Origin of the sequence: Rhizobium sp. CC1099 (assembly GCF_029714385.1) — a bacterium.
Taxonomy (GTDB): domain Bacteria; phylum Pseudomonadota; class Alphaproteobacteria; order Rhizobiales; family Rhizobiaceae; genus Rhizobium.
In genome coordinates, this window is sequence record NZ_CP121642.1 from 72,166 (window position 1) to 85,008 (window position 12,843).

The following is a 12,843-nucleotide window of genomic DNA, read 5'->3' on the forward strand; positions in this document are numbered from 1 at the left end:
CGCTGTCGGCGACGCGGTTTGGCTAGCCCTGCGCTCCGGGCACCTGCCGGGATCCAGACTCGTGGCTGACAAATTGGATCCGGTCTTGGAGGCCGACATGCATTGGCTGTGGTCCGTGCTCCCGACGATCATTCCGTCTGCGCGGGCCCCGCTCATAGCTAAACTACTCCGTAGTGATATTCCTGCGTATCTTTTGGCCTCGCCGTTTGCCGCTGTGGCCGGGATGCTCTGACCGTGCTGAAGAAGATGACGCTCGCTGAAGATCAACCGCGACGCCGTGCACGCCTCTTGGAACTGATTGCTGCTTTTCCTGATCCACTCGCAACTGCGTTTCTGGTTGAGCTCTCGGCACGCGGTCGGCTCGGCATGCCGGTCAGCGATGACACGATCCTTCGGCAATTGGAGTGGGACCCCGTGCTTGCGCGCAGCGACTCCTCGATCCGTGTGGTTGGCATAGATGACTGGAGCTGGCGGCGATCCTGGCGCTACGGCACGATGATCGTCGACCTGGAGCGTCGCTCGGTTGGCGACATCCTTGAGGACCGCAGTGTGGCGAGTGCGGCGCAATGGCTGGAGCGGGACCCTCTATCGAGATCGTGAGCCGAGATCGATGCGGGCTTTACGCGCAAGCTGTTCGCGAGGGTGCGCCGCAAGCGCGTCAGGTGGCCGATCGATTCCATCTCATGCAGAACTTGCGGATCGCAATCGAGGAACAGATGAGCCTTTCCGGCCGCCACACAGGACGGGCATTGCTGTTCGATGAGAGTATAGGGCGCGCGCAAGTCGATCTAATTCCCAATGATCCACACAACGACGCAACGCATCGACGCCGTGCCCGTGCTGCCCACCGACAATCACGGCAGACGGTGTTCGATACGGTGCACGCCCTAAACAAGGAAGGTCTGTCCTGTTCGGAAATAGCGCGGCGCACCGGGTACGGCCGGCGCAGCATCGCGAAATGGCTAGCTTTCGAGACGCCACCCGACCGACGTAGGCCGGCGTTGAGACCACGTCACCCTCGTATTTTGAGGCGTTTCTCAACGCATCACGCCCGTAAAGCTGAAATTTGCCGGCACCTTAGCGCGGATCCTGCGTGACTGGGATGTGCGTGTCGCGAGCTCGTATCCTTTCAAGGCGGTTACTGAGCCCCGCTTATTTAAGAGCGCTTATCTTAGCCTCTCCTTATTGAAATGCCTCTTGCTTAAATAGAGATCGAAAATACTCCGGCCATGTCTGATTTTGAACCCAATCAGCGGCTCGGCCGCTTTTGTAGAAACATCCGCTGCCGGCGAAACGGTGCGGGCGTTCATACCGCCGCCATTGCCGCCCCTGCCTGCTATCGACGTGCTTTCACTGCTGGAGCGCCTTAGCTTGGCGGAGCGAGCTCTCGGACGCTTGGACGGCATCACGGTGCTGCTCCCGCGTCAGGAGCTCTTTCTCTATATGTACTTTAACTTTGCGGCATGTGACATTGGGAAGGTGGGGATGTTGAAGCCGGAAATGTCGCATGGACGTTGAGGCCGCGCCTTGAGGCTTCGACGTGAGCGCCCGATCGGGCGTCAGGTGGTCAGGGTTGCTCAGCCCGATCGGGTGCGATCCAGTCAATCTTCCCCGGCTTTAGCTTTCTCATCCCGATTGCGACACGATCTCGAACCGGAGCTTTCGACCCGAAGCGGTCGCTGACGAAGTGAGCGCGGATAGTCATTTCTTTTCACTTGTGGCGGCCGCCGCGAAGGTGTACCAGCTTTGCATTGTGCACCCTGGTCCTAAATAGGGTCCACGTTTTGCGCCCTGCCAGGCCCGACAGCGGTTCGGCCTGCGCCTCATCCCTACATCCAAAGAGTTGTTTCCCCGAGAAAGACGGAGGATTTTCCATGTCTGATGCCCAATGCGTATGCGGCGCACTCAGACTTAAGATGCGAGAGCCAACAAAATTGGTTGCCGCGTGTCATTGTTTAGCGTGCCAGCGGCGAACGGGTACATCATTCAGCGTCAACGCGTTCTATACAACTGATACCGTCGAGGTTTCGGGAGCCGCAAGGGAGTTCATTCGCGTTGCCGACAGCGGCCGCAATGTACGCATGTATTTTTGCCCGGCCTGTGGTTCGACAGTCTATTGGAAGCCTGATGCTCTACCCACAATGATTGGAGTAGCAGTTGATGCATTGGCCGATCCAAATTTTCCGGCCCCAACCTTATCAATATTCGAGCGAGATAAACATCATTGGATAACTCTTCCGGAAGCGGTCGAGAGCTTCCAGACAAGTCTGGACGACGACAGGTCCGGCATTATTTATGAATAATCGCCCTGATCTGACGCGAAGCTCACTACAGCGTCTCCTTTCCACCCAACCTCTTGGCGCGCTGCGCAACAAAACTTAACAAAGTGAAGCGTTGCGGGACCGGCCGAGATACCTACTGAGAAGAGTGGCGCCATGAACCAGACTGCGTGAGGTCGGGTCGCGTATCGACAAACACCCCCGGCAGCCGGTCTCTACGATAGGCGTTTCATCGTTCGGTTTCGTAGCAAATCGACACTCAAATCGTAGCCGAGAGCTATTCAAGACCGCCCTGCGGATTTCATTGCTGCAAGTTTGACCCTTACAGTCTCTGTATGTCCCGAAACTACCTGGAAAAATATTCACCCAAACGGTTGACTAATGTTCGCCGATGATTATATTCAACCATACGGGTGAATAAATGAACGAAGACGCTCTGTCACATATACTCAAGGCCGCTGGCGACACCACGCGGCGCAAGATTCTCACGCTCCTCGTTCAGGAGGGCGCGTTGAGGGTGACGACGCTTGCTGCTCATTTTGACATGTCCCTGAACTCCGTTTCCAAGCACATCAAAGTTCTGGAGGAGGCGGGGCTGGTCATCCGCCGGACTTTGGGCCGCGAGCATCTCATTGCCGCGGAACTTGAACCCCTGCGGCTGACGGAGGCCTGGTTCGCCGAACTGAAGTCCGTCTGGGAACTGCGCCTGCAGGCGCTCGAAGACGTGCTAAATGCAAAGGATGAAGGAAATGAGTGAGCTTGAAGTGACTATCAACCGCAAGATCGCCGCGCCTCGCGAGAAGGTGTTCGCCGCATGGCTTTCGGCGGAAATGCTTGCCAGATTCATGCATACCCCGACGGGCAGCAATGGCCCGTCGAGGGTCAGCGCGGACGCCGTCAAGGGCGGTCGGTTTTCGATTGTCATGCTAGCAAACGATCGCGAAATACCACATGCAGGCACCTATCTAGAAATCGATCCCTATTCGCGCCTGTCCTTTACGTGGGAATCTCCTTATTCCCTTGACGACAGTGTCGTCACGATTGATCTCGCCGCCATCGACGCGAACACGACCGAGATTACCTTGAAGCAGGTCAAGTTCCGAAGCGAGGAGGCGCGTCTCGGTCACATCGGCGGATGGAACGCGATCCTGAACAATCTCGAAGAAGCCATCGCTTGACGTTTCGCTGAAATGCCAATGCCCGCCCGGTTGCGCCGGCGGGCTCGCGGCTCCGTCCGCTCAATGATCTCACTATAGTTTTGTTTAGCCGATGCGGCGCTGCTTGAGCAGCGTCGAACGGGCAGGAGGAGAGTTATGTCTTCAATCAAGGTTACACGTAGAAATATAGGTAAAGCAATTGTTGTGGCCCTCGAACGCGCAGGCGACATCTTTAGGGGAGCCACAGAACGACTGCTCGCCGTTGCCATCGCGCTCGGCATCAGCATCGCTTTACCGGGCAGGAGTCAGGCAAACGACACGGCCCTCGACAAAATGGCATCCGACCTCGAAATCCGGTACGCTCTCAGCGCGCTTCCCCCGGCTTTACGGGGCAAGGCTGCAGTCTACATTCTCGATCCCGCCAAGGGATACGCGCTGGCCAGAACGGGAAGCAACGGATTGGCCTGCCTGGTCGAGAGGACGGCGTGGGAACTCGCCGACTTTCGAAACGATATCTACATTCCGCTCTGCTACGATGCCGCCGGCACAAATGCTCACTTTAAGGTCATCATGGACGTGGCCGAACTCCGCGCTCAAGGAATGTCCCCGATGGCCCTGAAATCCGAAATCGAAAAGCGATATGCGGACAAGACCTACGGCGTTCCCAAGAGACCAGGCCTCTCTTACATGGTATCACCGATCATGCGCACGATTGGGCCGCCGGACATGGAGGTTCATACCATGACAATGCCGCACTTCATGTTCTATGCCCCCAATGTCACGAATGAAGATATCGGTGCTCGGCCTGCCCTTGCGAACCCCGAAAGCCTCTTGAACCCGTTCATCGACAGACAGGGCAATGATCAGCAGAGCTACATCATCCAGCTCGTAGGCGAGGCGGAGAAGGCTAAAATCCTCGCCACCGAAAGGACGCTGATTAATGAGCTGTGCGCGTATCGCGAAATTCTATGCCTTGCGCACGCGAAACACTGAAACGACTTGGCTGCGTATGGCGGCAGCTGTCGTCAACGATCCTCGAAGACTTTATCGCCTCGTTGCGCGGCGACAATCACGCACCCTGGTGGCGATGCTGGCGAAGGCTCACAGCGACGGCTCGCCAGCAACTGCATATCGGCCCAGCATTGCAATGGCTTGCTCAAGGCGAGTTGGTCACGACATTGCCGGCGACTTCGGTTACGAGAGCGTCGGTGCGTTCATCTGTTCAGGCGGATGCTTGGCACAACGCCCACGGGTTACTTTGGTGCGGGATCGAGCGGCTTGGAGCGTAGCGATCGGAAGATGCTCGCGCGCGATCGGAGTGGAAGCGACGCCTTGGAAGAAGCCGATAACGGCGCCGCGAATGTCCGCGTAGGCGGTCGAGGATCAGCGTCGGGGTGTCGAAGTTCTGAAAAGACGTCTGCAATCGGACAGGAGGGGTGTAGGCGCGAAGTGGCGCGCGATCTTGCGACTGTCTTGCAGACGCTTTCGGTCAGCTCCTCGGCGAGCCCCAGCCTGTGCTGATTGCGCATGATTGCTGGCTATCGCGGCACACCAGCCGAGGCGGTTGGAGGGGAGGAAGTCCATCAGTTCCTCGAGTTGGTCCACTCGAAGCCGCCGACGTAGTCGTCGCCGTCGATGTAGCCCCGGGGAGGGCGGTCCTGTCGAAACGGGTGGCCTGGCTGACCCCGCCTTCCGCCAGGACGATGGCGCTGAAGCTTAGGTTGGCGGAAAGTCCGAGGCTCAATCCGGCCGCAACGTCTTGCCCGATCCCGCATCGAATAGATGGAGCTTTCCGGTACGAGGGGCTATCGTCACGACCTGCCCCGGCTCAAAATCGTGGCGTTCCGAAAACACCGCGACAAGCTCGCCCGGCCCGTAACGCAGAAACACCATCGTTTCATGGCCGGTGGGTTCGGTGACGTTAACAGTTGCCGTGAGGCCGCTTTCGGCCAGCGACAGATGTTCAGGCCGCACGCCTAGGAGGACAGACTGCCCGTCGGACGCTTCCGGGGTGAAGCCAAGCGCGATCTCGTCGCCGTTCTCCGTGACGAAGATTGCACCATCGGCCCTGTACCGGCCTTTGAGGAGATTCATCGACGGCGAGCCGATGAAGGTTGCCACGAACGTGTTGCTGGGACGGTCGTAAAGTTCCAGAGGCGTGCCGATCTGTTCGACCTTGCCGCCCTGCATCACCACGATCTTGTCGGCCATGGTCATCGCTTCGACCTGGTCATGAGTGACATAGATGGTCGTGGTTTTCAGCCGCTGGTGCAGTTCCTTGATCTCCTTGCGCATCTGCACGCGCAGCTTGGCATCCAGGTTCGACAAAGGTTCGTCGAACAGGAATACTTGCGGCGACCTGACGATGGCTCGACCCATCGCCACACGCTGCCGCTGGCCGCCCGAAAGCTGGCGCGGATAACGGTCCAGATAGGGCACGAGATCGAGCGTTTCGGCCGCCGCCTGCAGGCGCTGTTTGATGACGTCCGCTGGCTGCTTCTGTAGGCGCAGCGCAAAGACCATGTTTTCGGCAACGGTTTTGTGCGGATAGAGCGCATAGCTCTGGAAGACCATCGCAATATCGCGGTCCTTGGGCGGCAGATTGTTGACGACCTTTCCGCCGATTGAGATGGTGCCGCCCGTGATGCTTTCGAGCCCTGCGACCATCCGCAACAGAGTCGACTTCCCGCAACCGGACGGGCCGACGAGCACCACAAACTCGCCGTCGCGAATTTCTATATCTACACCATGCAGGACATTTAAGGCGCCGTAGGCCTTCTGCGCCCCCGAAATATTGACCTCAGCCATGTGCCTCCCACTCGCTTTCCGGCGACCCCCCGGGCAGCCCCAAGGGTTATGCATCTCTTGACAGCTACTCCAGGCATCCGGGCGCGCGAAACCGCCCTCTGCCCCCACCCAAAAGTACCCGCCAGACCTCCTTCATGAAACGTTTCATTTTTCATTGACTTTTTCCGCCTGCCGTCTAATGCTCGATGGCGAGACCGGGAGGAGCGGTTTCAAGCAAGATATGAAACGTTTCATATTCTTGTTTACCAGATAGTTCTGCACGAGGCCAGCCTTAAATGGGCCCGGAGCCAGCCTGGCAACACCGGCTGGCGGCAGCACAACGAAACGTGGAGGAGGAAGACATGAAAGTCGAAATATACGATGCATTAATGCGCCGTCAGGCAAGTCGCCGCGACGTTTTGCGCGGAACGGCAAGTGCCGCGGCTCTGCTCGGCTTGTCGGGCGCGATGGGCGGGATTGCTGGCACCGCGTTTGCCGCCGATGATTTGCGCGCTCAAATCCTGCAAATTCCGGGTGTCGGCAAGGGCTCGCCAACGGACGCAGACTGGCAGAAGGTGGGCGAGCTCTGCCTCGGCCCGACCAAGGCGAATGTCAAGGAGGGCGAGTTCGCCGGTGTCGAGCTGACCTTCATGGGGCTCAACAATCAGAATCTCCACAACTTCCTGTTCCGCGGTTTCCTGAAGCCGTGGGAAGCTTATACGGGAGCCAAGATCAACTGGATCGACCTTGCCCAAGCCGACTACAACGCCCGCCTTCAACAGTCGATCGCAACGGGCACGGTCGACTTCGACATCCTTGAAATGGGCGCACCCTTCGAAGGCGACACCGCCGGGCGCGGGCTTCTAGACGAGATGCCCGACTGGGTTGGAAAGCAGATCGAGGCCGACGACATGGTGACCTACCTGAAGCCGCCGGTCGGCACCTGGGACGGCAAGACCTATCGCGTGACGATTGACGGCGACTGCCACACCTTCGCCTATCGCAAGGATTACTTCGGCGAAGGCTCGATCAGCGGCATGGCCGAGCCGCCGAAGACCTGGCAGGAAGTTAACGAAGCTTCCAAGGCGCTGATCGGCAAGACCGATCCGCTGACCGGCCAGCCAGCCTACGGTTATCTCGACCCGCTCAAGGGCTGGGGCGGTTTCGGCTTCTATTTCATCGAGAACCGCGCGACGGCCTATGCCAAATATCCGGGCGATCCGGCTTGGCTGTTCGATCCTGAAAACATGAAGCCGCTGGTCAATAACCCCGCGTGGGTTCAGGCGATCCAGGACGTTTTGGATCTGATCGCGGCTAAGGCCTATCCGGCCGACCAGATCAATGCTGATCCTGGCACCACAGCCTTCTCGCAGTTCCTGGCAGGCACCGGCGCAATGCTGATGTGGTGGGGCGATGTCGGCTCCGGCGCGCGCACCTCGGACACCTCAGTTGTGGGCGACGTGGTCGGCTTCGGCATCAACCGCGGCTCCAACCGCGTCTTCAACCGCAAGACCGGGCAATGGGAAGACAAGTATAACGAAGCGCCGAACATGGCCTATATCGGCTGGGGCATCTACGTTACCAAACAAGTCTCCAGCGACGAGAAGAAGCGCAAGGCGGCTTGGTCTGCTGCTGCCCATCTCGGCGGCAAGGATCTGTCCCTGTGGACGTCGGCCTATCCCTCCGGCTTCCAGCCCTACCGTCAGTCCAACTTCAACTATGACGAATGGGAAAAGGCAGGTTACGACCGCGCCTATATCGAGGACTATCTGGGTTCGAACGCCGACAGCTACAACCACCCGAACGCGGCCATCGAACCGCGCATCCCCGGCATCTTCCAATATTACTCTGTCGCCGAGGACGAACTGGCGAAGGGTTTTGCCGGACAGTACAAGTCGGCACAGGAAACCGCGGATGCGATTGCAGGCGCCTGGGAGAAGATCACCGACCAGATCGGCCGCGATAGCCAGCTGAAACTCTATCGGGCGAGCCTCGGGCTCTGACCGGTTGACTAAACGCGCTGGCGCATCGGAAGCGATTTCGCCAGCGCCCATTCTGTCCGGGCGAGGAATATCATGTCGACAGTCGAAGGCGACCTGCTCCACACGGTCGAAGCCGGCTCCATTTCCGCGAGCCGTCGTTTCTGGGGCCGCACGGTTCTGTGGCTGAGCGCTATATGGTTCGTAGCATCGTTTGTATTACAGGGTGCCCATGAGCTGGGCTGGACCGATTGGGGATTCGCGAACTGGCGCCCGGTTCTCTACGCCTATTTTCTCTGGGCCGCCGTTCTCTGCGTCACTCGCGTCGTCATTTACGGCGAGGCAGGCAAGAAGGCGCTTTTTGTTCTGCCGGCAGCGCTTTTCGTTGTGTCGATGGTGGTATTCCCGCTGATCTTTGCGCTCTGGATCGGCTTTTCTGATTGGAACCTCGCCTCTTCAACCGGGCGCCGCTTCAACGGGCTCGACAATGTGCGCCGGATGATCGCGGATCCGTTCTATACCAACGCCTTGCTCAATATGATCCTTTATTGCCTGGCGATTGCGGTCGAATATGCAATCGCGTTCGGCCTGGCCTTGCTCCTCAACCAGGAAATCATCGCACGCAAGTTCTGGCGCGTAACCTTCCTGGTGCCCTTGATGCTGTCGCCGGTCGCGGTGAGTTGGATGGTCGGCAAGTCGATGCTGGAGACCCGTTTCGGCCCGGTCGCGCGGGTTGCCCGCTGGCTCGGCTGGGAAAATCCATCCTTCTTCGGCGACCCGGTGACAGCGCGGCTTTGGATCATGATCATGGACGCCTGGACCTTCATTCCCTTCATGATGATCATGCTGCTCGCCGGATTGCAGGCCTTGTCGCGGGAGGTGCTGGAGGCGGCCGAAGTCGATGGTGCCACCAAGTGGCAACGCTTTTGGAAGGTCATTTTCCCGCTCATGCTGCCGGTTTCGGTAACGGCGGTGATGATCCGCATCATCTTCAAGCTCAAGCTCGCCGACATCATCATCACGGTGACATCAGGAGGTCCCGGCGGGGCGACCGATTCCGTCACCAGTTTCATTTATCGCGAATACCGCGACCGTTCGAATGTCGGATACGGCACCCTTCTCGCACTCGTCTATCTGGTGATCATCGTCTTCGGTATGACGGTGCTGATGAAGTTTTCCGACCGCATTGTGAAGCGTATGACAGGAAGGCTCTGATGGTTCGGATCGATTTCGAAAAATACGCGCGTGGCCAGCGCATTCGCTGGTGGGCCATGCGTTTGGCCGTCTACGGCCTGCTCGTCATATGGGCATTTGTATGTGTCTTCCCGCTGTTCTGGACGGTCTCGACCTCGTTCAAGACTGCCGCCGATGTCATGCGGGGCAATCTGATCCCCTGGTTCAACTTTTCGCCCAGCTGGCTGGGCTGGCGCTCGCTCGGGCTTTCCCCGGATACGATTTTCCAGATATCGACGGTGCGTGACGAGTTCATGCGCAGGCTCTGGAACAGCGTCATCATCTCGGTCACGGCGTCTGCCCTTGCGGTCGTGCTCGGATCGCTCGCGGCCTATGGCCTCAGCCGCTTTTCCTATAAGTTCGGTCATATGCGCAACTCAGACATTTCCTTCTTCTTCTTGTCGCAGCTCATTATGCCGCCCGTCGTCCTCGCCCTGCCGTTCCTGGTTCTCTACAAGGAGCTGGCGCTGCTGGACACTTATGTGGGCATGATCGCCGTCTACACGCTGATGGTCCTGCCGATTGTCGTCTGGATCATGCGCGACCAGTTCGCTACGGTGCCAGTAGAGCTCGAGGAGGCCGCGCTCGTCGATGGGCTGTCGATCTGGGGCGCGTTTGCCCGCATCGTCGTGCCGCTCGTTCTGCCGGGCATGGTTGCCGCCTTCCTCCTGGCGCTGATCCTGTGCTGGAACGAATATTTCTTCGCCGCACTGCTGACCTCCACCAATACCAACACCCTGCCGGTAATGATTGCCAGCCAGACGGGCAGCCAGGGCATCAACTGGTGGTCGATGGCCGCCCTTTCCACCGCCGGTATCCTTCCGCTGGTCATCGTTGGCGTCGTGCTGGAAAAGCACATCATCGCCGGGATGACCGCAGGAGCAGTAAAGTAGCTGCGGGACGTTCGAAAATGTCAAAGATGCCCACAGTCAAGGATGTCGCCGAATATGCAGGCGTATCCGTGGGCACCGTTTCGCGCGTGCTGTCGGGCGAAACCGCGGTCAAGCCTATGCTGCGCGAAAAGGTCAACGGCGCGATTTCTGCGCTCGGTTACCGTCCGAACGTGACCGCGAGAGCGCTGCGCACCAGCAGGACCGATGTCATCGGCCTCGTCGTTCCCGACATCACCAATCCTTTCTTCGCGCAGCTTGCCGCAAGCGTCGAGCGTGCGGCGCTCGAATGCGGGCATAGCCTCATGCTGGCGAGCTCGCATAACGATCGCGCGGCGGAGCAGAGCCACGTTTCTGCGTTTCTTGACCGGTCGGTGCGCGGCATCATCGTGGTGGCTTCGAGCGACGGTTCGGGGCTCCACCTCGAGGCAGCGGTTCCGATCATATCGCTGGACCGGCGCTTCGGCACCTTTCCCCTGGTGTCGACCAACCATGCCCAAGCGGCCGCGCTGATTGCGGACCATCTCTACGGGCTGGGGCACCGCCACATCGCCTATATCGCCGGGCCGCCCGACACGGAGGCCGGGCGCATGCGCGAGGAGGGCTTCGTCAGCCAAATCGACCGGTTCGGCAAGACCGGCGAACCTGTTGAACTCGAAATTGCCTACGGTAGATTCGACTACGAGTCCGGTGAAAGAATTGCCCGCGAGCTGCTTTCGCGTCCGCCGCAGGACCGGCCCACGGCGGTTGCAGCTGCCAGCGACCAGCAGGCCATCGGCGCGCTGCGCGCTGCCCGCGACCTCAAGATCGACGTGCCGCGCAAGCTGTCAGTGACGGGTTTCGACGACATTTCGCTCGCCAATCTCGTCGTGCCGCGGCTGACAACCATACGCCAGCCGGCCGACACGCTGGCACGGCGCGCGGTCGGCCTTCTCCTTGAGGAGCAACCGGGCAGGGGAGACGAGATGGTTGACGGGTCGCTGATCGTGCGTGGTTCGAGCGGCCCGCCCGCGCAACCTAAGGCGGATATCGCTGGGCATAAAAATTGAAGCAAGGCCGGCACTGCGGCCATTAGAAAGGGATGGAAAGATCAATGCTCAAGGGAATCAGGGCCGAACTCAACGGCGACATTCTTCAAGCACTTTGCAACATGGGACACGGCGACTATCTCGTCATTTCCGACATGAACTTTCCGTCGGACTCGATAGCCCGCCAGACGCGTCTGGGTACGCTTTTGACTATGGAAAACATCCCCGCGCCGCAGGCGATAGACGCGGTCCTTTCCGTCTTCCCGCTGGACACACCAATCCAGCCTTCGGTGGGCCGCATGGAAGTGATCGGCAAGCCCGATGAAATTCCGCCGATTCAACAGGAAGTCCAGGCCATTGTCGACCGCGCCGAAGGCAAGCCATCGCCGATGTATCCCGTCGAACGGATGGCGTTCTATGACATCGCCAGCAAGGCCTATTGTGTGATCGCAACCGGGGAACTGCGGTTCTACGGATGTTTCCTTCTAACCAAGGGTGTCATTCCGGCGGCGGAGGCCGTCAGATGAGCGAAAAAAGTGGGATCGTCATTCTGGGCATTTTTGCCGCCGACACCGCCTACAAGGCCAAGCGCCTGCCCCATCTTGCCGAGACGTTGATGGGGTCGGGCTTTACGCTTGGGCCGGGAGGCAAGGGCTCCAACCAGGCAATTGCCGCGGCAAAAGCCGGCGGTAAGGTGACCTTTATCTCCCGGGTCGGCAACGACCCGTTCGGGGAGATGGCGCTTGCGGCCTATGCGGCGGCGGGCGTCAAAGCCAATGTAATGAAGATGGAAGGCGTATCCACAGGCGCGGCCTTCATCTTCGTCGACGAAGTAAGCGGCGACAATGCCATCATCGTCGCACCGGGTGCCGCAGGCCTTATCGGCATCGACGATGTCGACGCGAACCGGACGGAGATCGAAAACGCTGCCATTTTCATGACCCAACTCGAACAGCCGCTCGAAGCGGCCATACATGGCCTGTCGATGGCGAAAAGGGCAGGAGCGACGACGATCTTCAACCCCGCGCCTGCCCGCGCCATCCCGGACAGCATCTACGGCTTGTGCGATTTCATCGTCCCGAATGAAGTCGAAGCAGCGGAAATGGTGGGCCACCCGATCGAAACCGATGAACAGGCACGTGCGGCGGCCTGCAGCTTGCTTGATCGAGGGGCGCGAGCGGTGATCATCACGCTCGGCGCACGCGGCGCCTTCTATCACAGCACCGGGCAGAGCGAATTCGTACCCGCGTTCTCGGCGGGCAATGTCATCGACACAACCGGAGCCGGGGATGCCTTCCTTGGCGCCTTCGCGACGGCGATTTCCGAAGGATGTGCGCCGGTCGAGGCTGTCCGATTCGGTTGCGCGACCGCGGCAATCGCCGTGACGCGGCCGGGCACGGCCCCCGCCATGCCTTCGCGCGCCGAGATCAATGCCTTGCTGCGCTCATCATGATTGAACAACGCAAGGGAAATCTAGATCACCCGGCTGT

Annotated in this window: 11 protein-coding genes and 2 pseudogenes; 12 read left to right on the forward strand and 1 reads right to left on the reverse strand. The window is 59.4% G+C overall.

Annotated features, from left to right (window positions below; all coding sequences use genetic code 11):
* Positions 1 to 357: 357 nt before the first annotated feature.
* The 6 genes and pseudogenes from QA644_RS21535 to QA644_RS21560 form a co-directional block, all read left to right on the forward strand.
* A pseudogene (locus tag QA644_RS21535) lies at positions 358 to 1,039 on the forward strand (transposase); the annotation flags it as partial.
* A 190-nt stretch (positions 1,040 to 1,229) separates the two neighbouring features.
* A pseudogene (locus tag QA644_RS21540) lies at positions 1,230 to 1,449 on the forward strand (Fic family protein); the annotation flags it as partial.
* 425 nt (positions 1,450 to 1,874) lie between these two features.
* A complete protein-coding gene (locus QA644_RS21545; protein ID WP_283073282.1) occupies positions 1,875 to 2,303 on the forward strand; it encodes a GFA family protein in 429 nt (142 codons plus the stop codon).
* Between the two features lie 397 nt (positions 2,304 to 2,700).
* A complete protein-coding gene (locus QA644_RS21550; protein WP_283073283.1) occupies positions 2,701 to 3,036 on the forward strand; it encodes a metalloregulator ArsR/SmtB family transcription factor in 336 nt (111 codons plus the stop codon).
* Positions 3,029 to 3,457: an SRPBCC domain-containing protein gene (locus QA644_RS21555; protein ID WP_283073284.1), complete on the forward strand. Its 429-nt coding sequence runs from the start codon at positions 3,029 to 3,031 to the stop codon at positions 3,455 to 3,457. Before QA644_RS21550 ends, QA644_RS21555 begins: the two co-directional genes overlap by 8 nt.
* Positions 3,458 to 3,592: 135 nt before the next feature.
* The gene (locus tag QA644_RS21560; protein ID WP_283073285.1) at positions 3,593 to 4,429 is read left to right on the forward strand and encodes a hypothetical protein; all 837 of its coding nucleotides are present in this window, start codon (positions 3,593 to 3,595) and stop codon (positions 4,427 to 4,429) included.
* 747 nt (positions 4,430 to 5,176) lie between these two features.
* Here the strand turns inward: QA644_RS21560 and ugpC are convergent.
* On the reverse strand, positions 5,177 to 6,244 hold the full coding sequence (ugpC, locus tag QA644_RS21565) for a sn-glycerol-3-phosphate ABC transporter ATP-binding protein UgpC (RefSeq protein ID WP_283073286.1): 1,068 nt from the start codon (positions 6,242 to 6,244) through the stop codon (positions 5,177 to 5,179).
* A 341-nt stretch (positions 6,245 to 6,585) separates the two neighbouring features.
* Between ugpC and QA644_RS21570 the strand changes: the two genes are divergently transcribed.
* The 6 genes from QA644_RS21570 (at position 6,586) to rbsK (ending at position 12,806) form a co-directional block, all read left to right on the forward strand.
* Positions 6,586 to 8,226, forward strand: coding sequence for an extracellular solute-binding protein (locus QA644_RS21570; protein ID WP_283073287.1), 1,641 nt, complete (start codon positions 6,586 to 6,588; stop codon positions 8,224 to 8,226).
* 72 nt (positions 8,227 to 8,298) lie between these two features.
* The gene (locus tag QA644_RS21575; protein ID WP_283073288.1) at positions 8,299 to 9,417 is read left to right on the forward strand and encodes a sugar ABC transporter permease; all 1,119 of its coding nucleotides are present in this window, start codon (positions 8,299 to 8,301) and stop codon (positions 9,415 to 9,417) included.
* Positions 9,417 to 10,328, forward strand: coding sequence for a carbohydrate ABC transporter permease (locus tag QA644_RS21580; protein WP_283073289.1), 912 nt, complete (start codon positions 9,417 to 9,419; stop codon positions 10,326 to 10,328). The genes QA644_RS21575 and QA644_RS21580 overlap by 1 nt, the downstream gene beginning before the upstream one ends.
* A gap of 17 nt (positions 10,329 to 10,345) precedes the next feature.
* Positions 10,346 to 11,374 carry a LacI family DNA-binding transcriptional regulator gene (locus tag QA644_RS21585; protein WP_283073290.1) on the forward strand — a complete coding sequence of 343 codons (1,029 nt, stop codon included), beginning with the start codon at positions 10,346 to 10,348 and terminating at the stop codon, positions 11,372 to 11,374.
* Between the two features lie 44 nt (positions 11,375 to 11,418).
* Positions 11,419 to 11,880: an RbsD/FucU domain-containing protein gene (locus QA644_RS21590; RefSeq protein WP_283073291.1), complete on the forward strand. Its 462-nt coding sequence runs from the start codon at positions 11,419 to 11,421 to the stop codon at positions 11,878 to 11,880.
* Complete coding sequence (rbsK, locus tag QA644_RS21595) at positions 11,877 to 12,806, forward strand: ribokinase (RefSeq protein WP_283073292.1); 930 nt, start codon at positions 11,877 to 11,879, stop codon at positions 12,804 to 12,806. The genes QA644_RS21590 and rbsK overlap by 4 nt, the downstream gene beginning before the upstream one ends.
* The last annotated feature ends 37 nt before the right edge of the window (positions 12,807 to 12,843 follow it).